21 protein-coding genes are annotated in these 23,256 nt (G+C 42.8%); 9 read left to right on the top strand and 12 right to left on the bottom strand.

The genetic code is table 11. From position 1 onward, the window contains the following. Positions 1 to 142: 142 nt before the first annotated feature. The 6 genes from FPZ42_RS14680 to FPZ42_RS14655 form a co-directional block, all read right to left on the bottom strand. Positions 143 to 1,687 (bottom strand): DUF5689 domain-containing protein, encoded by a 1,545-nt coding sequence (locus FPZ42_RS14680; protein ID WP_146272423.1) that lies wholly within the window; start codon positions 1,685 to 1,687, stop codon positions 143 to 145. A gap of 29 nt (positions 1,688 to 1,716) precedes the next feature. Next, a complete protein-coding gene (locus FPZ42_RS14675; protein ID WP_146272422.1) occupies positions 1,717 to 3,159 on the bottom strand; it encodes a SusD/RagB family nutrient-binding outer membrane lipoprotein in 1,443 nt (480 codons plus the stop codon). A 12-nt stretch (positions 3,160 to 3,171) separates the two neighbouring features. Then, positions 3,172 to 6,576: a SusC/RagA family TonB-linked outer membrane protein gene (locus tag FPZ42_RS14670; RefSeq protein WP_261382306.1), complete on the bottom strand. Its 3,405-nt coding sequence runs from the start codon at positions 6,574 to 6,576 to the stop codon at positions 3,172 to 3,174. Between the two features lie 10 nt (positions 6,577 to 6,586). Further along, on the bottom strand, positions 6,587 to 7,546 hold the full coding sequence (locus FPZ42_RS14665) for a FecR family protein (RefSeq protein ID WP_146272420.1): 960 nt from the start codon (positions 7,544 to 7,546) through the stop codon (positions 6,587 to 6,589). Positions 7,547 to 7,691: 145 nt separating this feature from the next. After that, entirely contained in the window at positions 7,692 to 9,188 is a 1,497-nt protein-coding gene (locus FPZ42_RS14660; protein WP_146272418.1) for a calcineurin-like phosphoesterase C-terminal domain-containing protein, read from the bottom strand. A gap of 72 nt (positions 9,189 to 9,260) precedes the next feature. Beyond that, positions 9,261 to 9,839 (bottom strand): RNA polymerase sigma factor, encoded by a 579-nt coding sequence (locus FPZ42_RS14655; RefSeq protein WP_146272416.1) that lies wholly within the window; start codon positions 9,837 to 9,839, stop codon positions 9,261 to 9,263. A gap of 798 nt (positions 9,840 to 10,637) precedes the next feature. Between FPZ42_RS14655 and FPZ42_RS14650 the strand changes: the two genes are divergently transcribed. Genes FPZ42_RS14650 through FPZ42_RS14635 form a run of 4 tightly spaced genes read left to right on the top strand, consistent with a single transcriptional unit; the run spans position 10,638 to position 13,831 of the window. Further along, on the top strand, positions 10,638 to 11,570 hold the full coding sequence (locus FPZ42_RS14650; protein WP_146272415.1) for a cytochrome P460 family protein: 933 nt from the start codon (positions 10,638 to 10,640) through the stop codon (positions 11,568 to 11,570). Continuing rightward, complete coding sequence (locus FPZ42_RS14645) at positions 11,570 to 12,046, top strand: hypothetical protein (RefSeq protein ID WP_146272413.1); 477 nt, start codon at positions 11,570 to 11,572, stop codon at positions 12,044 to 12,046. Before FPZ42_RS14650 ends, FPZ42_RS14645 begins: the two co-directional genes overlap by 1 nt. Next, positions 12,043 to 13,086: a sensor histidine kinase gene (locus tag FPZ42_RS14640; RefSeq protein WP_146272411.1), complete on the top strand. Its 1,044-nt coding sequence runs from the start codon at positions 12,043 to 12,045 to the stop codon at positions 13,084 to 13,086. Before FPZ42_RS14645 ends, FPZ42_RS14640 begins: the two co-directional genes overlap by 4 nt. Beyond that, complete coding sequence (locus FPZ42_RS14635; RefSeq protein WP_222431591.1) at positions 13,034 to 13,831, top strand: LytR/AlgR family response regulator transcription factor; 798 nt, start codon at positions 13,034 to 13,036, stop codon at positions 13,829 to 13,831. The genes FPZ42_RS14640 and FPZ42_RS14635 overlap by 53 nt, the downstream gene beginning before the upstream one ends. A gap of 8 nt (positions 13,832 to 13,839) precedes the next feature. Here the strand turns inward: FPZ42_RS14635 and FPZ42_RS14630 are convergent, their stop codons facing one another. After that, positions 13,840 to 14,532, bottom strand: coding sequence for a response regulator transcription factor (locus tag FPZ42_RS14630; protein ID WP_146272410.1), 693 nt, complete (start codon positions 14,530 to 14,532; stop codon positions 13,840 to 13,842). Further along, the gene (locus tag FPZ42_RS14625; protein ID WP_146272408.1) at positions 14,529 to 15,878 is read right to left on the bottom strand and encodes a sensor histidine kinase; all 1,350 of its coding nucleotides are present in this window, start codon (positions 15,876 to 15,878) and stop codon (positions 14,529 to 14,531) included. Before FPZ42_RS14625 ends, FPZ42_RS14630 begins: the two co-directional genes overlap by 4 nt. 121 nt (positions 15,879 to 15,999) lie before the next feature. Here FPZ42_RS14625 and FPZ42_RS14620 point away from each other — a divergent pair, with 121 nt between their 5' ends. Beyond that, a complete protein-coding gene (locus FPZ42_RS14620) occupies positions 16,000 to 16,674 on the top strand; it encodes a peroxiredoxin family protein (protein WP_315898399.1) in 675 nt (224 codons plus the stop codon). A gap of 16 nt (positions 16,675 to 16,690) precedes the next feature. Further along, positions 16,691 to 17,215, top strand: coding sequence for a 2,4'-dihydroxyacetophenone dioxygenase family protein (locus tag FPZ42_RS14615; protein ID WP_146272407.1), 525 nt, complete (start codon positions 16,691 to 16,693; stop codon positions 17,213 to 17,215). An 82-nt stretch (positions 17,216 to 17,297) separates the two neighbouring features. Here FPZ42_RS14615 and FPZ42_RS14610 read toward each other — a convergent pair whose 3' ends face one another. The 3 genes from FPZ42_RS14610 to FPZ42_RS14600 form a co-directional block, all read right to left on the bottom strand. Next, on the bottom strand, positions 17,298 to 18,248 hold the full coding sequence (locus FPZ42_RS14610; RefSeq protein ID WP_146272405.1) for a bifunctional helix-turn-helix transcriptional regulator/GNAT family N-acetyltransferase: 951 nt from the start codon (positions 18,246 to 18,248) through the stop codon (positions 17,298 to 17,300). A gap of 78 nt (positions 18,249 to 18,326) precedes the next feature. Then, the gene (locus tag FPZ42_RS14605; protein ID WP_146272404.1) at positions 18,327 to 19,322 is read right to left on the bottom strand and encodes an NADP-dependent oxidoreductase; all 996 of its coding nucleotides are present in this window, start codon (positions 19,320 to 19,322) and stop codon (positions 18,327 to 18,329) included. Then, positions 19,307 to 19,885: a hypothetical protein gene (locus tag FPZ42_RS14600; RefSeq protein ID WP_146272402.1), complete on the bottom strand. Its 579-nt coding sequence runs from the start codon at positions 19,883 to 19,885 to the stop codon at positions 19,307 to 19,309. Before FPZ42_RS14600 ends, FPZ42_RS14605 begins: the two co-directional genes overlap by 16 nt. A 121-nt stretch (positions 19,886 to 20,006) precedes the next feature. On the opposite strand from FPZ42_RS14600, the gene FPZ42_RS14595 reads away from it, so the two are divergent. Continuing rightward, positions 20,007 to 20,900 carry a LysR substrate-binding domain-containing protein gene (locus FPZ42_RS14595; RefSeq protein WP_146272400.1) on the top strand — a complete coding sequence of 298 codons (894 nt, stop codon included), beginning with the start codon at positions 20,007 to 20,009 and terminating at the stop codon, positions 20,898 to 20,900. A 23-nt stretch (positions 20,901 to 20,923) separates the two neighbouring features. On the opposite strand, the gene FPZ42_RS14590 is transcribed toward FPZ42_RS14595, so the two are convergent. Continuing rightward, complete coding sequence (locus tag FPZ42_RS14590) at positions 20,924 to 21,349, bottom strand: winged helix-turn-helix transcriptional regulator (RefSeq protein ID WP_146272398.1); 426 nt, start codon at positions 21,347 to 21,349, stop codon at positions 20,924 to 20,926. Between the two features lie 108 nt (positions 21,350 to 21,457). On the opposite strand from FPZ42_RS14590, the gene FPZ42_RS14585 reads away from it, so the two are divergent. Together FPZ42_RS14585 and FPZ42_RS14580 are read left to right on the top strand one after the other, a co-directional pair. Beyond that, positions 21,458 to 22,204, top strand: a complete 747-nt coding sequence (locus FPZ42_RS14585; protein WP_146272397.1) for an SDR family oxidoreductase — start codon at positions 21,458 to 21,460, stop codon at positions 22,202 to 22,204. Positions 22,205 to 22,266: 62 nt separating this feature from the next. Then, positions 22,267 to 23,214: a polysaccharide deacetylase family protein gene (locus FPZ42_RS14580; RefSeq protein ID WP_146272396.1), complete on the top strand. Its 948-nt coding sequence runs from the start codon at positions 22,267 to 22,269 to the stop codon at positions 23,212 to 23,214. The last annotated feature ends 42 nt before the right edge of the window (positions 23,215 to 23,256 follow it).

Below are 23,256 nucleotides of genomic sequence, written 5' to 3'. Positions count from 1 at the left end.
ATTTCAGCTTTAATTGACGTTATTCGGTTTCAGCAAATTTTTACCTATAGCTCCCTATCAAAGAAAAAACGCCGATCTCCTATAAGAAACCGGCGTTTAAAGTAAATTGAGAGCGAATAACAACCTATTAACAGGCAAATATTTAATTACTCATCATGTTCACATCTGCTCCGCTCTCGATCTCTGACAATGCAGATGTTGATTGCAGTTGATAGAATTTATAGCCCCTTGGTGTTATCCAGGTCTTATTCTTGGCATCAAATGCGCCACCGAGTTTTACAAAAAAGCCCTGGTCTGCAGGCGTTGAGTGAGGGATGATGTAGGTGTTCGTTCCCTGCAAAAAGAATGGCTGACTTCCACTTATCGGGTTGTAATGGTCGCTCTCCGGCACGCGATAACCTTTGTTGGTAGTTGCATTGTAAATGGTTGTTATACCGCTTCCTCCAAATAAAATGGCATCTACAGGAACCGAGGTTTCCGTAACGTTTATACCGTCGAATATGGCTATACCACCTGCATTACCACTATTAGGCAACAAACCGGAGCTTGCGCTGCCGAAACCATCGCCCACATTAGTAACATATGCTATCGAGCGTATCCATTTAGCCCCGCTGATATCAGTTGTATTAGGGCCATTGATACGTTTGTTGCTGCCTCCAACATAAAAGAACTCGCCTTTTGTAACGGTGCCTTCAGTAAGGTTAAATTTATAGGTACGGCCGCCGCCCGTTGCCCAGCCAGATCCCGGCGCATCACCTTTGTTAGGCTCTGCCGTACCGGAGTTGGTACAGGTTACCACTGCCATTGGCGTTTTGCTGAAATCGATATTACGGGTTGCCCTAAACTGGAAGTATTCATAATTACCATCAGCACCTTTGGTGTCATTGATATAACCGGTGATGATGACAGGCAGCATGCCCAAACTGGCGTTCGGATCGGCTGGTTTAATGATGTCGGTGATATCAGAAATGCCGCGCGGCCACAGTTGGAAGCCGGTACCGCCACGACTGCTTTTACCCACCAATAGCAAGCCTGCTACTGATGCACTTGCAGGTAGTTTGCTGGCAGCTAAAGCTGCTGTAGCTTCGGTATGCATCAGGATGCTATCTGCGCCGTTAACCAGGTAACGGTCGCCTGAAAAGGTATCATCCGGAGTAGGTGTTGGAGAAACTGTTGCCGTTTTGATTCTTACCAAGGTGCTTTCAAACTGATCAGGATTGGTTTTAATGGCATAGCTTGCTGACGATTGAATCGTGACCGGATTCTTCTCCGATATCTTCGTGATGGCAGTTTCGGCTAATCCGCTTATCTGCAGTAAACCATCAACGCGTTTAAGCGTAGCGCCCTCTACTTTCAGCATTAACGAATCGCCGCTGTGGTAATTCGTTGACGCGGCGCCCAACTCAATGGCTATGCCCCTCAGCATTCCGCGGCGAAAGTTCTGCATCACAACCAACCCTTTAGGCGCATTGCCGGAGTCGGGCATGCTGATGACCGTACCGATGATGTTGGTTGCCCCAAGCATGTTCTCCTTTGTAAGCGTAACATCACTACCTTTATAAATGGCCCTTAAGTCGGCAACGGCTATTATCGGGCTTAACTCGCCTGCTGCATAATCGTGCTTTTTGCACGCGCCAAGCAATATAGTGGCAAGGCAAATTGCTATGTATATAAATCTTGTTTTCATTGATATTATTAATTTGATCGTTCTTAACGTTACGGCCTTTGCCACCAAACCAGTGTGTTAGTATTATCAGGCCCTTGTTCTGCAACGGCTGCTTTATAATTGTTGGTGTTGGTATTTTGTATATATACAGGGTAATTTAATCTGGCCGGCATTACGCCATTATTCTCTAAACCCGGGCCTTTCGGCAACACGGGGTGGCCTGTTCTACGGTATTCAAACCATTGTTCCAAATCGGTGAAGAACATTGCATAATACTTTTGCTTGTGAATGAGCTCCATCTTTTGGTCAAGCGTATAGCTGTCATCCCACTTCACCTTAGCGAAGCCCAGGTAACCTGTTGGAACGGTAACGTTCCACAGTGTTATAGCATTAGTAACACCGGTTTCATAATAGCTTTGTGCCGATTTTGATGACACCCAACCCTTTGCTGCAGCCTCTGCGAGGGCAAACTGCAATTCAGAATAATTCATGACATTACCCAGCAAAGGCTCTATTTGCAAAGACGTAAGCAAGGTTGATTTGGCTGCAGGCGGCTGCCCGGGCAGGTAGCCGCTCGGGATGCCGGCGTATTCTCCTTCAACAACTGTAGCCCACCGGCCAATGCGCGGATCGCTCCATTCGTTCAAATTGTCAACAAAGAAGCTTCCTAACTTTGGTGTGTACCAATCCGCAGGGCGCCAAGTGGCAAATGGCGAAACGTAAGGCGCGGTGCCGCTCCATCGCAATATCGCCGACTCGGCATTGCTGGTCATGATGGGGTAGTTGGCAGGGTTCGTATCTACCATTTCTGTAATTTTGGCCGGAGTATTCATTTCGGCCTTGCCGGATAAACGCAACAACAAACGCAGGTAAAGCGAATTGCCAAACTTGCGCCAGCTTGCCGCCTTGCCGCCATATAGCGGGTCGCTTGACGACGCTACATCCGGTCCGGTCTTAAGTAATGTATTGGCCTGTTCAAGCTGTTTAAATATTTCAGTGTAAATATCCTTTTGCTTATCAAACTTTGGGGTAAAGTTGCCTTCCTTACCTTGGTTGGCATCGTAAAAAGGCACATCGCCGTAAGTATCTGTAAGCATGGAGAACAACCACGAACGGCATATCAAGGCAATAGCCTGGTAGGTTGTATTATTAGTTTCTACGCCACCTGTATAAACGTCGTTGATGTTTGTTAGGTTGATGTACCATTTACGATATAGATAATCTGCTTCCGAGGTTCGGATGTCATAACGGAATATCTTTCCCTCTCCATCGCCCATGTTCACTGTAACCTGCATCAGCTCGTTCTGTATGCGTTGGCTACGGTTCATGTTTGATGCTACAATATCAGTAACGGCAGGGGCCAAAAGTGCCTGCGGTAGTGCGTGGTCAACTGCATTTGGGTTAACGTTAATAGCCTTAAACCCTTTGGTGCACTCTGTTAGGGCAAGGATTGCTGCAAGTGCCGTAATTATTATAGGTAATTTCGTTTTCATGATCTTAGATGATTAAAAGGCTACAGTTAAGTTAAAGCCATAGGTACGGGTTGACGGGAATTGGCCAAGCTCGAAACCACGTGCTATGCCGTTGTCTGTAAGGGTGCCAAATTCAGGGTCAAATGCCGGCCATTTGGTTATCACAAAAAGGTCGCGGCCATAAATACCTACAGTAGCCCGTTGTAAGCCCAGTTTGCTGGTAAGTTTTGGCGATAGTGTGTAATCAAACCTCGCCTCGCGCAGCTTAATGTAATCCGTTGAATATGTTGCGCCTTCCACGTTATCACGGCCATAGTGTGCGTTGTAGTAGGTCACTACGTTTTCGGCAATGGTGGTGTTTTTACTAAATGTTCCATCAGCATTACGTACCACACCCTTACCAATGATACCATTATAGCGGCCAGGTAAAGTGTTTTTAGTTTTGCCCTGCTCTGCAAGTATGGCTGACGTTAATGAATAGCCAACTGCACCGTATTGCCCGTCAAACAAAAAGCTTGCGCTAAATTGCTTGTATCTGAATTGGTTACCAATGCTCATGCGCCATTTTGGTGTGGCGCTGCCAATGTATTTAACACTATCGGTAAGCTGCGGATAACCGTTATGGTAGATGATCTGCCCATCCGGTGCGCGCTCGTATCCGCGTCCGTACAAAGCATTCATGTTACCACCTGCCTTGGCACTTAACGAGCCGCGGTTGGCAGGGCCACTTTGCAATATCAATGGCAGACCGTTGGTTAACGATAGTACTTTGTTCTGGTTAGACGAGAACGTGTAAGTAACATTCCAGTTGAAGCCGCTTTTGCTTTTTATAGGTGCGCCATTAGCCTGGATCTCTATACCTTTATTTTGTACTTCGCCAGCGTTTATGATTGCCTCATCGTAACCGGACTCCCATGATATACTGTTGTGCAATATCTGGTTATTGGTATTGCTTTTATACAAGGCGACATCAAGGCCTAAACGGTTATCAAACAATCTCACATCAAGACCTAACTCAATACTATTGGTACGCAGTGCTACAAGGTTGGGATTAGCTACCATTGTTGGGTTAGCCAAACCGCCCGGAAATATTGGGTTTGATGTGTAGCTGAAGGATGTAAGATATGGTTCTTGTAGACCACTGCCCACACTTGCATATGATGCCCTTACTTTAGCAAATGAGATAGCTTTCGGAAGCTTTAGGATCTCAGAAAGCACACCACTTACGTTTACCGATGGATAAAAGAAAGATGAGTTATTGGTTGAGATTGGCGTTGCAAGTACGGAGGTCCAGTCGTTACGTGCGGTTACGTCCATAAATAGGTAGTCCTTGTAACCGAACGTTGCCAAACCATAAAAGCTGTTTATTTTGTACTTGCCTAAGGTTGGGATAGCAACAAGTACGCCGGCGCGGTTAGCCAGATTGAATACCCCGGGGAAAAGTAACGAGTCGGCACGCAGTTCGGTACGGTCATAGCGGTTGTATAACATACTACCGCCTGCCGATACAGACGCTGTAAAATCCTTTGTTATCTTTTTATTGTAGCGCAGCAAGAAATCGTTATTTACCTCTTGCGATGTAATGTCTTGCGTGCGATACATCCCTTTGCGGAATTTCTCAGTATCATAAGGCCTTTGTTGCGATCGCTTATCAACCGAGGATGTTAACGCCGTGCGCACCATCAAGCTAAAGTCCTTGGTGAAGTTATAAGTAGCCTGGATGTTCCCGATTAGATCGTTACGGTTTGATTTGTTGAGCATTTGATTCACGATCAGGTACGGATTATCCGGAAAACTGCTGAAAGGGTAGCTTTGGTTGATATTTTCTTTGCCCGGAAGCCAGTAATCCTTTAGCCAATCCAGATTACCGTTAGGCACCCAGAACATATTCCAGTACATCAACGACTGGTTATTATAGCCGGTTGATGGCAGGTTATCACTGCTTTTGTTGGTATAATTTACCTTAGCCGAGATCTGAAGTTTATTTGACACCTTTTGATCTGCCGATAGCGCAATCGATTTTCTGTCATAACCTGTGTTTGGAATGATCCAGGTATTGTGCAAATTAGTTGCCGAGAAACGCACTGATGTTTTGTCTGTACCGCCATCGAGCGTTACGCTGTTGGTGAACGTTTTACCGGTCTCAAAAAAGTTTTTACGAGCGTTGGGGTAAGCAATCCATGGTGTACGTGTTGTCCCGCCGGTATGGGTTGCCGGGTCGTATTGATAGAATGACTGTCCATCAAACTTTGGCCCCCAGGCAGAGCTTGTACTGCGCGTGCTGGCACCATCTGCTGTTGCACCAAATGAATAGTAACTTTCACCGCCCGATCCCTGTCCGTACTCATACTGATAATCCGGCCAACGCGATATTTGCTCAAACGCTGTGTTAGAATTGATGGTTACCCCAATACCTTTGCGGATACGGCCATGTTTGGTCGTTATAATAATGGCACCGTTTGCACCGCGTTGGCCATAAAGTGCCGCGGCACCGGGGCCTTTTAGTACGGTTACATCTTCAATGTCCTCGGGATTAATATCATTTAAGCCGCTGCCAAAGTCAACCGGCGATTCTGAGTCGAGGTATGCATTGCTGCCACTGGCCGTACGGCGGCCACTACCGTGGTTTATCACAACACCATCAACAACTATCAAAGCATCGTTCTCACCTGTAAGATTGCTCTCACCACGCAATATGATCTTGTTTGATCCGCCCGGCCCTCCGTTTGAACGTATGAGGTCTAAACCGGCTACTTTGCCCGATAAGGCGTCAGTCCAGTTGTTTGATAAAGCTTGTGTTAGCTGCTCGCCTTTTACCTTTGTTACCGCATAGCCCAAAGCCTTTTCCTCGCGCTTAATGCCAAGAGCCGTTACCACAACCTCGTTAAGGGCGTTACTGGCAACCGGCATTGATACCTTGGCGTCTTTAGTAAACTTTGTAAAAGCCATCACCTGCTGCTGAAAGCCAACCGCACTAAATGTAATGTTACTGCCGCTGGTCACTTTGATATTGAAGTTTCCGTTAACATTTGAAATACCCAGTACCTGTTTACCAGCGCCGGTAATGGTTACGCCCGGTAACGGTAAGTTGTCATCTGCCGAGTAAACCGTACCGTTAACATTAACTACATCAAGCGATCTAATGATGAGGTTACTCCCCATGTTTTTAAGGATTACACCTGCCTGCTTCTCAACCTCGCTGAGCAAATCTTGCAGGCTTAAGGTTGTTGATGACAGTTTGATCGTTTTTGAAGTGTTAAGCTCGGCATCGTAAGATACTTTGAGCTTGTACACAGTTTGCAACCGGTCGATCATTGAAGAAATGGTCACTTGCTTCCCCGGGAAGGTAAGCTTAGTATTTTGCGCAAGCGCAGAAACCACCGTTATACCCGTGACAAGTAACCCGAGCCACACTTTAAGTAAAAATTTACGATACATATGTGTTTAGTTAGAATAATAGGATTGTTTGCGGATTGATGAATTTGTATTTGGTACCCGTAGCGAAGCCGATACCATCAAGCACTTTAGTGATGCCGTAGTCTTTCATTTCTCCTGTAAATGCAGCTCGTTTAGCTGCTGATGGGGCAACCTGTATGTTGATGTTATAGTAGCGCTCCAGCTTATCCGCTACCTGGTTAATGCTGCTTTTACTGAAGTACAGTGTGCCGTTCAGCAGGCTCTGCGCATCGCGCATATCTGTGCGGCTTTTAACGCTATCGTGTTTAATAACATCTTGTGATAACTGTTCACCGGCTTTTAAGAAAGTTGTCTTGTTATCTGATACCACACCAACTAAGCCGGTAGCAACTTTTACTTCTTCTGCCAACCCTGCCCGGCTATATACATTGAATGATGTGCCCAGCACATTCACCTTTGTTTGGTTTGTGGTAGTGATGACGAATGGTTTTTTTGCATTATGCTTCACATTAAAAAAAGCTTCGCCGGTAAGTTTTACTTGTCTGTTTTGAGCATTGAAATCGCCGCTTATTTCAAGGTTTGAGTTTGGCGCCATAAAAACCTTAGAGCCATCCGGCAGGATAACTTCACGCCGTTCGGATATTGATTTTACCAACACTGGAGCCGCCGGTTTGGCGCCTTTATTATTCATGGCAAACCAGCCCATGAAGCAAGCCAGCAATACGGTGGCTGCTATGCCGGTGAGTGTGTATAATTTGTTAATGCTGCGCGTTTTAGCGGCAGGCTGTTCAAATATCCTTTCCACAAGTTTTGTCCACTCCGCCTGCACCACATCCTCTTTCACCGGCTCTGATAATTGCGTTTGCTTGTTTTGCAGCTGCTTAAGTATCAGCTTATTTTCGCTCTGCTCGTTTAACCAGGCTTGCACGGTTTCATTTTCATGCACTGTGGTTTCGTTGTTGAGGTAGCGTATCAATAGTTCCCAATTCATCCGGCGATCTTTTATATTAAGAGTTGCGGATGCGCTGCTTTCACCAAAAGAAATAGTTAAGCGTTTATGAATAAATTGTTAAGAGCCACCTGAAATAAAAAAGGGCCGCCCATTACAGGCAACCCTACACCTGAAGTAGAAAAAATTATAGTTGGATCTCTTGCGAGTATTGTTTGCCAAACCTGTCGGTAGCTACAACCTTAATAGCTTTTGCCCCCGCCGATGGCTTTGCGAAGAAAAGGTGATCGGTTAAGGTAGGATCAACCCATTTATGCTTTTTAGGTAGTTGCGGTCCGGCGTAAAGTTCTACCGTCCACGGGTCAAAATCCGTGCGTTGTTCCATAATGCCTTTTGCTTTACCATCCTCAAACCATTCAATTTTCCATTGTTTGTCCCAGTTCCAAACATTGGCTACAACTTCATCAGCTGCTGTTTTAAGGAAACCTCTCGGATATATCCTTAATTGGTAATCTTTAGGTTTACCAGTCGATTTATAGAACCAGCTTACCTCGCTGCCCTGTATTTCGTAAACAGCATAACCTTCTGGAGTGCCATCACTGCATATAGGGCCCGTCCACCACGCACCGCACACGGTACCGTGTACGTGCTCCATAATATTCCCCTCTTCCCATTTCTCGTTCATGTGTGTATGGCCCGACATGATATGCACTTTATACGGTGCAAGTATCTTGTACAATTGTTCCCGGTTAGATACTACGCCACCTAACTCATCTTCTTTAAGATTAGCACGACGCTTAACACCCGTATTGGTTGGGATATGAGACGATACGATAATGGTACTGCCGTGCGGTACATGTTTAAGATCCTGCTCCAGCCATTGCAACTGCTGTTCGGTAAAATAACCGATGTAGCGCTTTGCCGTACCGATGAAGAACACATCATCCATCATGATGTAATGGACCTTACCGCGGTTAAAGGAATAGTAAGTAGGGCCGAAATTTTTCTTAAAGGTAGATGCCGAGTAATCATCGCTTCGGGCATCCAAATCCATATCATGGTTACCTATGATGCTGAAGAACGGAACACCCGTAATATTTACCGCCTGCCGATAATCGTCGTATAACTCGAAATGGTCCCAAACCAGGTCGCCACAGCCAATTGCGTGTATCAATGTCCCGGCAGGATAATTTGCAGCAAGATCGCGCAGATCGGGCGCAGAACGGCTTATCAAAGCTTCACCATCTTTTTTAGAGATGATCTGCGGATCTGCCCAAACCACAAACACATGGTCTTTTTCGTCCCGCTCCAGGCGCTCTAACTGGAAGTTTGCGGTAAACGAATTCTGCTTGGTATCAATGGCTTTAAAAAACTGCGCAATGCCTTTGTTATGTGGTATAGCATAGCCAGCCGGGATAGTGATATAAACAAACTGTACAGTTTTGTTACTCAACAAACTGTAGTTACCATTTTTATCGGTAAGTGTAATGTTGATACCATCAGTAACGGGAACGCCGCTTATACCTTGCCCGTTGCTTTGCACCTTGCCTTTAAGCGTAAGGTTGGTGATATCAGTACTTTCAGCGGTTAATACCTGTGTGTTTGCACCGGCAATTGCTGGCGCGGTTAAGGCCACGCCCGATAGGCCGAGCGCTTTTATAAAGTCTCTTCTGTTAGTAGACATATCTTTTAGTTTATGCTATTGATGCTTTCTATTAAAGAGTAAGAATCATCGGTAGCCCACCAAAAGAAATTGTTAAAGAAGTGTGAAGATTATGTTAATAGCTAACAGGCCACCAGCAATCGTAGCTTTGTCAAAATTGCGGTTGTTCATGTAAAAGCTTAGTTGTTCAATGGCCTCGCGCATGTTGTATTCTACCTTTTTCTCACTGATATCAAGCGCCTTTGCAATCTCGTGATTCTTTAGGCCGCACAAGCGAAGGTGAATGATCTCTTTACGTAACGGTGGTAGCTCGTTCATTATTTGCTCAACTGCTTTGATGGCTTCTTTGGCAACAATTCTTTCCAGCGGATTAAAAGATTCTTCAGAAATATCCCAGCATTCTTCTGTTAGTGCATCTGTGTTATTTGTATTCAGCGCTTTGAGTGCAGCGTTACGCGCAGAACGGAAGAGATATGCTTTTATATTTTGGATATGGAGTTTGTCCTTTTGCAACCAAAGGTTGAGAAACATGTCAGACAGAACATCTTTCGCCTGGTCGTCATCTTTCACAATCGATCTCGCGTATCGGAAAAGGGCAGCATAATGCGCTTTAAACACCTCTTCAAACTTCTCAATATTAAATGGGGGCGTATCAGATGCAATCAGTTCCATAACCGGCGCAAATTTAATCTACATTAAAATTGTATCAGGAAATGAGAGGTTAACTTTTTGTTAAGTTTTAAAAAGAGTTTTGAAGTTTATTTGGTTAATAAGATTAGTATTTATAAACGATTTCGCCGAATAAATAACTTGCTCTAAAAACAACCAGCATAACAATGATGTTAAAAAGGCTTTAATCAGCGACCAAAATCCCTGAAAATAAGAGACGACATCTTCGTAAAAATTTATAGTTTACATCTACATTAACTTCAATATTTAATTCGATAATCTTTTTACTTTTTCTTTTTTTAATGTTAATGAAAAAATTTACCCATTTTGATGACAGGTAAGTTTGGTTTTAACATTATATTTAAGAAAAGCTTTTGCTGCAAAGTTGTGGAGACGAGTTGTTTGATGAGGGAATTCCGGACTTTTTTAAAGTCTTATTTCAGCATGTTTCCGTGTCATTCAGTTTCACCAAAATTTTACCTATTACGCGCACCATCAACAAAAAACGCCGATCTCTTGTAAGAAACCGGCGTTATTAGTAGCCCGTAGGGAAATAAGTTTGATTGTGCTTTAAAACAGATAAGTTTCATTCGAAGTCCAAACGAGACGTTTTTGAGTGTTATTTAGCTTCATTAGAACTTTACCCATTAATTGACACATCTAAAAACTACGTAGATTAGTATAGACGTTATCGCAAAACTTGTCCGGTTCAACCTTAAATTTGCCGCTTTCACTGCTTTTTGTTTCATCGATAAAGTGACTGAACGCTTATTTGCATCAATTACTAATAAATAACTACCTATGATGAAAAAGTTTTTCTTAACTGTCGGGGCAGGCTTAACTGTTATATTGCTCGGCCTCCAATTCTTCCGGCCCAAGATAGACCATCCTCTTCTTACAGGAGATCTTGATGCGCCAAAAGAAGTTAAAGATGTATTTGTTCGCGCCTGTTACGACTGTCATTCTAACGAGACCAACGTGCGGTGGTATGATAAGATACAACCGGTTTACTGGCAGGTTGCAGCAGATGTACGAGAAGGCCGTAAAGGCTTGAACTTTTCGCACTGGGATAAACTGGCTCCAGCCGACAGAAAGGCCAAGTTATGGGAAGCCGTTAACCAGATAGAAGCCGGAGCGATGCCTATAAAAAGTTATCAGATAGTGCATCCTGATTCTAAGGTATCTGAAAAAGAATTATCAAAATTAAAAGCTTATTTGCTTGGCCAGCTTCATAGTATCACTAACGATACGGCAAAACTTCATGACCGCGACAAGCAACTACGAACCATCAACAGTGAGAAGCAAAATGATTTACCTGTTTCACTCAATGGGATCACCTACATTCCTGATTATAAAAACTGGCAGGTGATAAGTACCTCAGACAGGTTTGATAACGGCACTATGCGGGTCATCTATGGCAACGATGTCGCTGTCAAAGCGGTAAAAAATGGCAAGAATAATCCCTGGCCAGACGGTACCATCTTCGCAAAAGCAGCTTGGGATAAATTGGACGATGGTAAGGGAAATATATCCGCGGGTGCGTTCAAACAAGTAGAGTTCATGATAAAGGATAGTAAAAAATACAAGTCGACCAATGGCTGGGGCTTTGCCCGGTTCAAAACACCCAAGCTGGTACCTTACGGTAAAACCGCCATGTTCACTACAGAATGTACCAATTGTCATCAACCGATGAAAAACAATGATTTTGTATTTACCTTTCCAATCAAGAACTAATGAGAACGCCATATTATTTGTTAGCAATAATTTCAGTTTCCCTTTTTACAAGTTGTGAGCAAACTACCCCGCCTGCAGAACTGATCAATAAAAAAGCATCATTGCCCGGCACATTCAGTATTTCTGATCTTCATCAACGCCTATTATCTTCGTTTTATAATACTAAGGACAACACCAATACCGTACTTTATGGTGATAAGGGAGCTGAGGCTGCGCTGCAGAAACATGGAATTTCGGCGTCATCCCCTTTCTCTCTTACTTTAGTGACCTGGCATCAGCAGGAAGATCCGCATTGGTTTGGCGCACGTATACCTGGCGATCTTATCTCTGTTGAGCGTTTAACGAAAGCTGACGGAGATGACCGTTTATCATATCAAAAGCTTGCAGGCAAACAACTTATTGCCATTAAGGATACCGTTGGTAATGGCGACCGCATTCGTTTTATCCTTGCACAGCAGCCATTAATACAACCATGATCCTGCAACGGTACATACAGCAAGCCAGTTCAAGCGTGTTTCGGGTTTCACCTCGCATGATCTGGATATCATCGGTATTTATGGGTGTACTCGCTTCTTTGCCCAAGATACTCCGCTTGCAGATAAGCATGGGCGAGGTGCTTATAGATTGCAGTATCGCCTTTATCTATTCGCTGTATGTGTGGTATTATAATTTATACACTTTACCCAAATTCTCGAGTGATAAGATCACTACGCGCTTTTTTGGTATCAGGTTGATCAGAAGTTTGATCATCGGTGTTGTTGTGATGGCCGGACTGGTATTTGCAGAAGTATGGATCATCAATCAATTACAGCTTACTTCAATGATGCTGATGTACCAATTCAGGGGAATACTCATAAATCTCACCATCTACATGTTTATCTACCTGCTTTACCAAAGCTATACCAACCATCTGATAGGCTTGGAATTGGAACGTACAAAGGCTGAACACCTTAGAACAGGTTATGAATTATTGAAACAACAGGTTAATCCGCACTTTTTATTCAACAGCCTCAATACGCTCAAATCAATGGTGGATATAAAAGATGAGCATTCGGGTGAATTCATTTTGAAGCTGGCAGATTTCTATCGCTTTAGCCTTGAGGCACGCAATGCTGATGAGGTTAAGGTAGCGCAGGAGCTAAAAGTGCTTGATGCTTATTTTTATCTACTGAAGGCCAGGTTTGAGGATGGCATTGCTATAGAAATAAAGTTGAGCGAGCAAGCATTGGCCCAGCCTATCCCTGGCTTTACGTTGCAGTTATTAGTGGAGAACGCTATTAAACATAATGTGGTTTCGTTAGATGAACCTTTGGTGATCAAGATATATTCATACCAAAACGGCATACTTATCAGCAACAACTTACAGCCAAAACAGGTTCCCGAACCATCTACCAAATTAGGCTTGGATAACATTACGCAAAGATTTCAGCATTTGACAGGCCGACTGATAGAGGTGGAAAGTGATGGACAAAACTTTACAGTTAAACTTCCGTACGATGGATATATTGGTGATTGAAGATGAGGTAAAAACCGGGAAAGCATTGATGCGGATGATACAAACCATCCGGCCTGGCAGTATGTTGCAAGGCCCTTTGCAAAAGGTGTCTTCCGCTGTAGCCCATTTACAACAGCAACCACAACCTGCCCTTATATTTATGGATATCCAGCTTGCGGACGGGCTGTCGTTCGAAATATTTAAACAAGTTGAGATTACCTGTCCCGTTATTTTCTGCACTGCATTTAACGAGTATGCACTGGACGCATTCCGGGCAAATGGTGTGGATTACATTCTAAAGCCATTTTCACCTGATGCCATACAGGCTGCCTTTGATAAATTGGATAAGCTTGGATTGTATCAGAAAGCGCAGCAACCGGATGCGGCGCTGATAGCCAAGCTTTTGCAATTACACGAACCTGAGTGGAAACAGAGCTTCCTGGTATATCACCACGGCAAATACCAACCGGTACCTACAGACAACATCGCTTACATATTTGTGAGAAACGAGACAACAACGATCGTCACAAATACTGGTGAACAATATGCGATCGATGGATCTTTGGAGGAAACGAGCGGCCAACTTGATCCAAAACTTTTTTTCAGGATCAACCGGCGATATCTGGTCTCCTTTAAGGCGATAAAGGAAGTGGAGCACTACTTCGCAAGAAAGCTACTTGTAAAATTGATTTTTTCTACAGAGGAAAAGCTTTTGGTAGGCAAGGACAAGGCGACCACGTTCCTGAACTGGTTAGATAAGCGATAGCAAATATTTCAAGCTTCAATCAGTTTATAGCCCTGCGCCCGAATGCTTTTTATTGAAATTGAAGGTTCGCTTTTCAAAAATTTCCGTAATCGGATTATGTAAACATCCATGCTACGGGCATTAAAGCGGTTGTCTTCTCCCCAAAGCTTTAACAATGCAGACTTACGATCGAGCAACTTGTTTTTATTCTGCAGCAGCAGCAACAAAAGGTCAGCCTCACGCTGAGATAAATAAGCAGTATCATCGGGGCTTTTAAGCAACAATCGCTGATAGTTAAATTGCAGGTCTCCCAATTGATAAACAGATATGTCTTCAATGCTACCTTCCTCGCTTTCGGTTCGTCTCAATAACGCCTTTATGCGCAATATCAGCTCCTCCATGCTAAATGGCTTTTTCATGTAATCGTCGGCGCCAAGCTCCAATCCTTTCAACACATCTTCTGTTTGTGTTCTTGCGGTTAAAAAGATCAGGGGAATATGCTTGTCTACTGTTCTGATATCTCTTACTAAAGTGAAGCCGTCTTTTTTCGGGAGCATTACATCAACTATACACAAAGCGGGTTTAAGCGAATTAAAAAGGCTCCACCCCTCAACGCCGTTACCGGCTACGGCAACTTCAAATCCACGGCTCTCCAACGACTCTTTAACAATTGACGCTAAGATCGGCTCATCTTCTATTAATAAAATCGAGGGTTTGATCATGATACCGGGAAGTTTATGATGAATTTTGTGCCCTGGCCAATATCACTTTTTACAGTAATATTCCCCTTCAAGGATTCTACCAAAGCCCTAACATGGCTTAAGCCCAAACCGTAGCCTTTTACATCATGCAGGTCGCCGTTATCTGCCCGATAGTATTTATCAAAAATATAGGGCAAGTCTTCACGGCTGATACCTTGTCCATTATCATTTACAATTAGTTGCCAATTAGCAGAATTGATAACAACACCCACTGTTATCGTTGATTTATCACCTGCATACTTGTTAGCATTATCTAACAAGTTGTTCAGGATCGTTTCTATCTTGTACGGATCGGTATTTACCATAACTTGCCTATCAGGAAGATTTAAATCGACCCGGTTACCGCCGATCAATTCAAACCGTTGTATTACATTTTTAAGCAATTCATGCAGGTCAACCTTTTCTGTTCTCGCTGTTCCGGATCTGCTATCTATAATGCTTATATCCATTATTCGGTCTACTTCGCTTTCTAATTTATCAATAATGTCTGAGTTGATGCTGGTATATCGCGCCAGCCGCTCAGGTTTAGTGGCAACAGCAAATTTGGCAATGGCTTCGTTAGATGAGCGTAGGATGGTCAACGGCGTTCTCAGCTCATGGGTAATATTGCTGATAAAGTCGTTCTTAAGCCTGTCGAGTTTTAATTGTCGCTTTATAATTACGCCTATGTACCAAAGGCTACCGGCAGCAAGTAAGATCAATATTAACGATACCACAGCCGGTAGAAGGTTGTGCCTCAGCATCCAACCACTGCTATCAAGCCTGGCTGCTATCACTACCGGCGACTTATAAAAATCAATTCTGGTGGCAACCTCATCGGGTGAAACATTTAATGGATTTTTGCGCAAGCTTAAAGTTACCGGCATAACAATATCATCTTTACAGAGCTCTTTTACATAAATGCTTTTTAATGCTTCTAAATCAAGCGGCTTATGCTCTTGCTGGGTCAATAATCTTGCAATAAGTGCTCTTACGTAAGGTTCGTGCTGCTTGTCTATTGCAACCGTGTGAAATTCGGCATCAAAAACCTTTTTGCGCTTTGGTGTATCCAGGTCAAATGCTTCCACACTTGGTTTGGTACGCATGAACACGGTAAGCGATGGCTTTTTATAGTTGAGCGAGGTAGGTAACTCCACTTGCAGCGATTGATACCGGTCTATACTTTTTTCAAGCGCATGCACAGCCGTTATACGGAAGCTGCGCTGCGCATTATCAAAATTGTAATAAAGCCAGTATATCTGGAAAAGCACTATACATATCACTGTAATAGTGGCTATTATAAAAGTAAGTCGAAATCTCTGCTTCACTAAAAACAAAGATAACGTTTATCACAAGCATCATTCAAAGCAGTTAACACTCGTTAACACTAAGCCTTTTGTTTTTAACATTCGTCCAGGAGGCAGCCGCTAACTTTGGCAGAAAAAAATTATGAAAAAATACTTAAGCGCTACATTGCTGTTAGTGATCTCGCTTTCCGCTTGTGCGCAGCAAAGCAACCAATCAAAATATAAACTTCCAGACGGTAAGATTGTCACCGCTGACAGATTGGACAGCGTCAACAAAGCTTGGGGAAGCCGTGGCTATCTTATGAAACACGACGACTCTGCCCCCGACGTAATAGCAGTTTCACCAATGACAGACGAATTTCTACAAAAGCAAGCAGAGGAGAAGGCAAGTCTAGATGCTTTGATAAACAAGCCTGCACCAGATTTTATCTTAACAGATCTGGCCGGCAAAAAGTGGAAGCTTAATGGCCTTAAAGGAAAAACCGTGGTTCTCAACTTTTGGTTTACCACCTGCCCGGCTTGTATACAGGAAATGCCTGAGTTAAACGAGTTGGCAAAAAGTTATAAAAACGCTTCGGTTGTGTTCTTAGCGTTAGGCCGCAATGATGCAAAGGAAATTAAACGCTTTTTGACAGTTCATCCTTTTAATTACACCCATCTTCAAAATGCTGATGCCGTTGGTGATCTTTACAAGATAAATTCATTTCCAACCTCAATGGTAATTGACCCTCAGGGCGTAATCCGATTTGTGCAAATAGGTGGAAGAAATATAAGCCAGCAGATAGTTGCAGCAATTAATAAAATTGACAACAAGTAACATAACTGAATACATTATGCCAGTTCAACATTTTAGCTTTTTTACAGACGGTTTGCTGCCGGGACAGCGCCAACTAACCGATTATACGGTAAACACGAATTTAGACGACGAGCGCCTTTGGATCCCATTCGGGCCGGGGGTTGCCTTTCAACCATGCCAGTTTAATTTGAGCAATGGTGGCTTTGTAGTAATATTAAAAGCAGAACCCGGCGCGCAAATGCCGCCACACTTTCATTCGACTTCCGTAATTGGTTACACGCTTAGAGGTAATTGGCATTATCTTGAACACGATTGGAAGGCAAAACCAGGAACTTTTATTTACGAACCAGCCGGTGAAGCACATACACTTGTTGTTGAAGCTATCGACACAGAACCTGCCATGATTTTATTTGTGGTGACAGGAGGGTTTATCTACATCGATAAGATAAAAGATGGTAATATGTTAGCCTATGACGATGGCTTTACCATTCTTGAAATTGCGCGCAAACATTATCAATCCGTGGGATTAAACGCTGCTGTTCTAAACGGATTGATAAGATAACCTAAAGCTTTATGCACTTTGATAAACCAGATTATCAAAGTGCATTTTGTCCCCTGTATTAGGAAGGAGTTTTAATCATCATTCAAGCAACTTTATTTTTATTTTCAGATAGGTCAAGATCGTAACGTTCTTCGTGCAGCGTTTTGCCCCACTGCTTTTGCTCAACCGATGCCGAGGGCATAAAGCCCGCCTTCATGTACATGGCAATAGCTCTTTGCTGTACATCTGTAGTAAGCAAGTAAACGTTGTTGAACTGCTGCTGGCGGCAATATGTAAGTGCCGTAGAAAGTAGATGTTTACCAACCCCTGTACCCCTGAAAACCGGATGAACCAAAAACCACCTTAGTTGGGCTTCGTTATTTGGTTTAGCCAAAATTGCTATACAGCCGATGATCTGCTCATTATAGGTAGCCAGCCATATTTTGTCTTTACCGGTATCATAATGTTCTAAAAACTCATAAAAAGTTTTAACAACGTAGCCTTCAAACTCTTGTGAATAGCCTGATTCGCGGGCATACAATACGCCATGTAAGTAGATGAGATAACCCACATCGCCTGGTTTTAAACCTTCGCGATAATTAACCTGGTGGGATAGTATCTTATTGCTGTAATCGGCAGATAACAAATTCTCCACCGTTTTCATTGAGTTGACCAGCATGTCCACCTCATCCCCCGAAAGCCTCTTTAAAAAATCAGCTATTTGCTGATCTGACTTACCCTGAAGCTCACTCAAAATCTTTGACCCCTCACTGGTAAGGCTAATCTCGTAAACTCTGGAATCTTCTTCAGATGATGTACGTACGATAACCCTATCACTCGTGAACATCTTAATTATTTTGCTGAGGTAACCTTTGTCAAGCCCAAGTAATGATGTCAATTGCTGGGCAGTAACCGGTTGGTGCAAGCCTATCTCGAATAAGATTCGGGCCTCCGCTAACGAATACGGGCCATTTAAAATATGTTCGTTAAGTAAGCCAAGATGATTGGTATAGAAACGATTAAAACTCCTTATCTGCTCTATTTCTCTTTTCATAAAGCAAATATAATATTAAGTTGATAAAAGTCAACTATATTTGTTGATAATTGTCAACTTATTTTAGTGTTTTGTTTTTTAAGCAACCTTCACTACCATTTTCCCTTCGTTTTTGCCATCGAACAGCCCTACAAACGCCTCGGGCAAACGATTCAAACCTTCTAAAATAGTTTCTGCATAATGGATCTTGTCTTCATTTAACCAAGTTTGTAAGCTGGATATGCCTTTGGCAAATTCCTTTGTATAATCGGCTATTAAAAAGCCCTGCACCAATAGCTTTTTATAGACGATCAGCGGTAAAAGTCGAGGCCCAAGGTCAACTTCGGTATCGTTATAACTGGCAATAGAGCCACATACCACTACCCGGCCATAGTCATTCATGTTTATAATTACTCCATCTGAAATTATGCCACCCACATTATCGAAATAAACATCTACACCATTTGGGCAAAGGCTGTTTACAGCCTTTTGAATATTATTAGTACTACGATAATTGATCGCTTCGTCAAATCCCAACTTGTTCTTTATAAAACTGGCTTTTTCATCAGAGCCCACAACACCAACAACCCGGCACCCCAGCTGTTTACCTATTTGCCCTGCTATACTGCCAACGGCACCGGCTGCGCCTGAAACAACCATAGTTTCTCCCGCTTTAGGCTTGCCAATATCTCTTAGCGCAAAATAAGCCGATAATCCTGTTGATCCTAATACTCCAAGGTATACGCTTAGTGATGTTGCATCTTTGGTAATTTTACTTAGGCCGTTACCGTTAGAGATCACGTAGTCTTTCCACTCCAGAAAGCCGATTACGTGATCGCTTTTTTTGAAATTTTGGTTTCGGGATTCTACTATTTCGGCTATCGCACGTGAGTACATCACGTCACCGGCGTTTAAAGGGGGCTGGTGACCTCCAGACATTTTTGCGCGCAAGTAAGGGTCAACGGAAATATAAAGCGTTTTAAGCAGTAACTCACCGTCTGCTATAGAAGGTAGTTGCTCATATTCCAGCGAAAAGTCCGTTACCTTTGGTTTGCCTGCAGGCAAATTAATCAACCTGATTAAATGGTTTTCCATGCTATATAATTATTTATTTTATAAGTGCCGGTTAAAGCTTTATGCTCAATGCTTTTGGCAAATAGTGGCGTTTCTTCGTGGTTGTGAATATCAGAAGCTGCCTGGCGGGCGGCGGCGGCTTCGGCGAGGGAGATACCGTGTTCTTTAGTAAAGCTAAAAAACTCCGGAGTTGCGGTGGCGTGGATCTCGTTGGTGTACTCACTTGAGTTTTCGTCTATTGCCGTAGCTTTTAGTTCCCATAACACCTGCACTTTGCTGCGACCATTTTTACCGATCACATCAGATAAAGAAAGCATGCGGCAATAATCAGCGCGGTATTCTGTAGCCACGTAATGCTGAATTACGAGCGCGTCTCCAATCATTTCGACATTTATGGACATCGGTTGGCCGTCGTAGGTAGTGGTTGCGCCAGCCGCAATATGGTTTACCGAACATTTTTGATATTCAGCGTCGGGCAGGTTTAGCAACCAATCGGCAATGTTAATTTTTTCGATAGGTGCATTGATAATTGCTTTTACTGTAGAATGAGATAAAGCGTTTTCCGGGGTTTGTTTAATTTCCATGGAGCTTTTTTTGATTATAATTCAAATTTCCATGCTTTTTATTAATCGTCTAAACGCTTTTTTTCTATTGCCTATATAGATAAAACCGATTTAAGCTTATTTTAGTAAAACATTTTTTCTGATGGAACTGCGACAATTGAAATACTTCATAAAAGCTGCTGAACTACATAACTTCACTGAAGCAGCTAACCAATTGTTTATCAGCCAAAGCACGCTTTCGCAGCAAATAAAGCAATTAGAAGATGAGTTAGGGATTTTGCTGTTTGATCGCATCGGTAAACGTGTGAGGCTAACGGAAGGGGGGCATTTATTTTTACCGTATGCGCAAAGAACTGCTAAAGATGCGGAGGATGGTCGAAACATTCTAAAGGATCTGATGAACCTGCAAACCGGAACCTTGACAATAGGCGTTACCTACGGATTGATACATGTGCTTACAAAAGCTATTGTCGATTTTAGTGAAAAGATACCCGGTGTAACTTTAGAGATCGGCTTCGGAACAACAAAGGAGCTTTTGATAAAATTGGCGGACGGAAACATTGATCTGATGCTTTCTTTTCTTCCTGTTCAGCAAAGCGCGACTTATATATCTGAAAAGCTTTTTTCATCATGTCTGGCGTTGATAGTACATCAGGATCATCCCTGCGCTAAAAACCAACATTTAAGCTTAAAAAAACTTGAAACGTTGCCATTGATATTGCCATCGACAGGTTACAGTATTCGCGATTTTTTTAACAAGATGGTTAGTAAGCATCAGGTTTCGCTAAATGTAAGGATGGAAGTAAATGATATTAATATGCTTTTGCAATTGGTAAATACCGGAAAATGGTGTACCGTGCTCATGGGTTCTTCGGTAAGCCAGTTTCCTGATCTGAAAGCCATTAAAATAACCGGAGAGACGAGTAGGGATGCTACCATAACCTGGCCGGCTAATACTTATCGCAAAAAAGCTGCGGACGTACTTGCTAACATGTTAAAGCGCTACGCTCAAGATTATCATATATCTAAGAGCTAACTTTTATGGCTGTGTATCACAAATCACGTGGAAGCGTTGGCTCTAATGCGAGATAATAATCTTTGACGGATCTCCTTTAAAGTATCCTCTTTATCCTTTTCCAGTTTTTTAACAATGTCCTTGACTTCGTAAGAATCATATTTTGATCCCCAGATCATAAATTCAGCTATAACAGGTACCAGGTCAATTCCTTTTTCTGTGAGGCTATAAATAAACTTGTTCTTCTTTTCTGGCGACACATTTGATGTTATAAAGCCATTGGTCTCCAGTACTCTTAATCTGTCGGCCAAGATATTGGTAGCTATTTTTTCCTGTGAAGTCAAAAATTCGCCATAAGTGGATTTCTCTGTAAACATCAGATCCCTTAGTATTAATAAAGTCCATTTATCGCCCAAATAATCCAGGGAAAAAGATATCGGACAGTCTGATCTGTGGATAATTTCTTTCATGACACTACAATTATAAATTACACTTGCAGATTGCAAGTAAATAATTCTATCTTTGTTTACTTGCAAAAAGCAAGCAAATTTAACTATAATTTTAAAACCATACAAGTCATGGAAATCACAAAGAAAACAGTATTGGTAACCGGTGGCGGTTCGGGCATTGGATATGCGACGGCAAAACTATTGAGCGAAAAAGGCAATAAAGTGATCATTACAGGCCGTGATGCTCAAAAATTAGAGAAGGCAGCAAATGAATTAGGTGTCAATTACATTGTGGGAGATGTGACCAGCACGGAATCTGTAAATGGCCTTGTTGCCAAACTGGAAAGTGAATATGGTGATCTAAGCGTGCTTATCAATAACGCCGGCGTGGGATTTGTTTATAAACTCGGCGAAGGTGCAAACGCATTTGATAAGGCAAGGCAAGAATTTGAAACCAACTATTTTGCACCTGTTCGCCTAACAGAAGCTTTGTTACCGCTCTTAAAGAAACAACCCGAAGCGGGCATTGTAAATATTACTTCTAATGTAGCCTTCCATCCGCTGGTGGTTTTACCAACTTATTCAGATGCTAAAACAGCCCTTCATTCACACTCGGTGTCTTTGCGCTTAACGTTATCATCAGATACCAATATCAAAGTTTTCGAGGTTATGCCTTCACTGATCAATACAGACGCTACCAAGGATATGGGTGGCGAGCAGCACGGTTTACCGCCGGAAGTAGCTGCTGAAGAAATTTATAACGGTATCATTAAAGACCAGTATGAAATTTTTGTTGGTGAAGCAGGCCGCCAACACGCCGACTACTTCAACGATCCAAAAGCCGCCATCTCAAAATTTAATCAAGGCCTTTATTAATTGATAAACCGGATAACGCTGCCTGATTAAAGGCAGCTTATCACTTAACAATAAAAATCATTATGTCTGATAGAAGAGATTTTATAAAGCAAACCGGCCTGCTATCGATGGCAGGCATACTTGGCGTAAATAAAACGACAGCCCAACCGATCAACAAAACATCTTTTGACCCCAAACCATCTAAGTGGGCAGACGGATCACGGCTTGTTGTTTCTGCTACGATGTTGTTTGAGGCTGGCGGCCAGCCCGATAATGCCCCAAGCCCTTTTCCGCCTAACATGAAACCGGGATTTAAGGATCTGCCGGCAGCTACCTGGTATGAATATGGATACAAAGAAGGTATCCCACGTATGCTTGACAATTGGGATAGACTGGGTATAAAAGTAACAACCCACATGGTTGGCTCGGCCGTTCTAAAAAATCCGGCATTGGCAAAAGAGATTGTAGACCGCGGGCACGAAGCATCTGGCCATGGCATGACCTGGAAAGATGAATATGACATGTCTTATGAAGAAGAAAAGAAATTTATTAAAGACGGCCTGGACGCTATTAAAAAAGTAACAGGAAAAACCGCGGTTGGCTATAACGCAAACTTTTTGCGCCGCAGCCAAAACACGCTGAAGATATTGCAGGAACTTGGTTGTATTTACCATATCGACGACCTGAGCAGAGATGAGCCTTTTATTATTAACGTTAATAACAAAGATTTCGCAGTTGTTCCATACACCGTTCGTAACAACGACCTGGGTATGATCGAACTGAAGAACTTCTCCCCTGATCAATATCTTACTCAAATAAAAATGGAGTTTGACCAGCTTTATGAAGAAGCAGCAACCCGCCGCAGAATGCTCTCGGTAACTTTCCACGATCGTGTAAGCGGCACGCCGCAAATGGTTAGGGCTGCAACAGAATTGATAAAATATATGCAAAAGCATACGGGCGTTGCTTTTAAACGCAAAGACGAAATAGCCAAAATGACCTTAAAAGACCCTACAAGTTTGCGGGAATAACCACTCCCATAACAGACTTGGTAATATAACTTAATCCATTAA

Origin of the sequence: Mucilaginibacter achroorhodeus (genome assembly GCF_007846095.1) — a bacterium.
In the GTDB taxonomy this organism is placed as follows: Bacteria; Bacteroidota; Bacteroidia; order Sphingobacteriales; family Sphingobacteriaceae; genus Mucilaginibacter; species Mucilaginibacter achroorhodeus.
The sequence above is the reverse complement of the archived record's forward strand: the minus strand, read 5'-3'. Positions and strand labels throughout refer to the sequence as shown.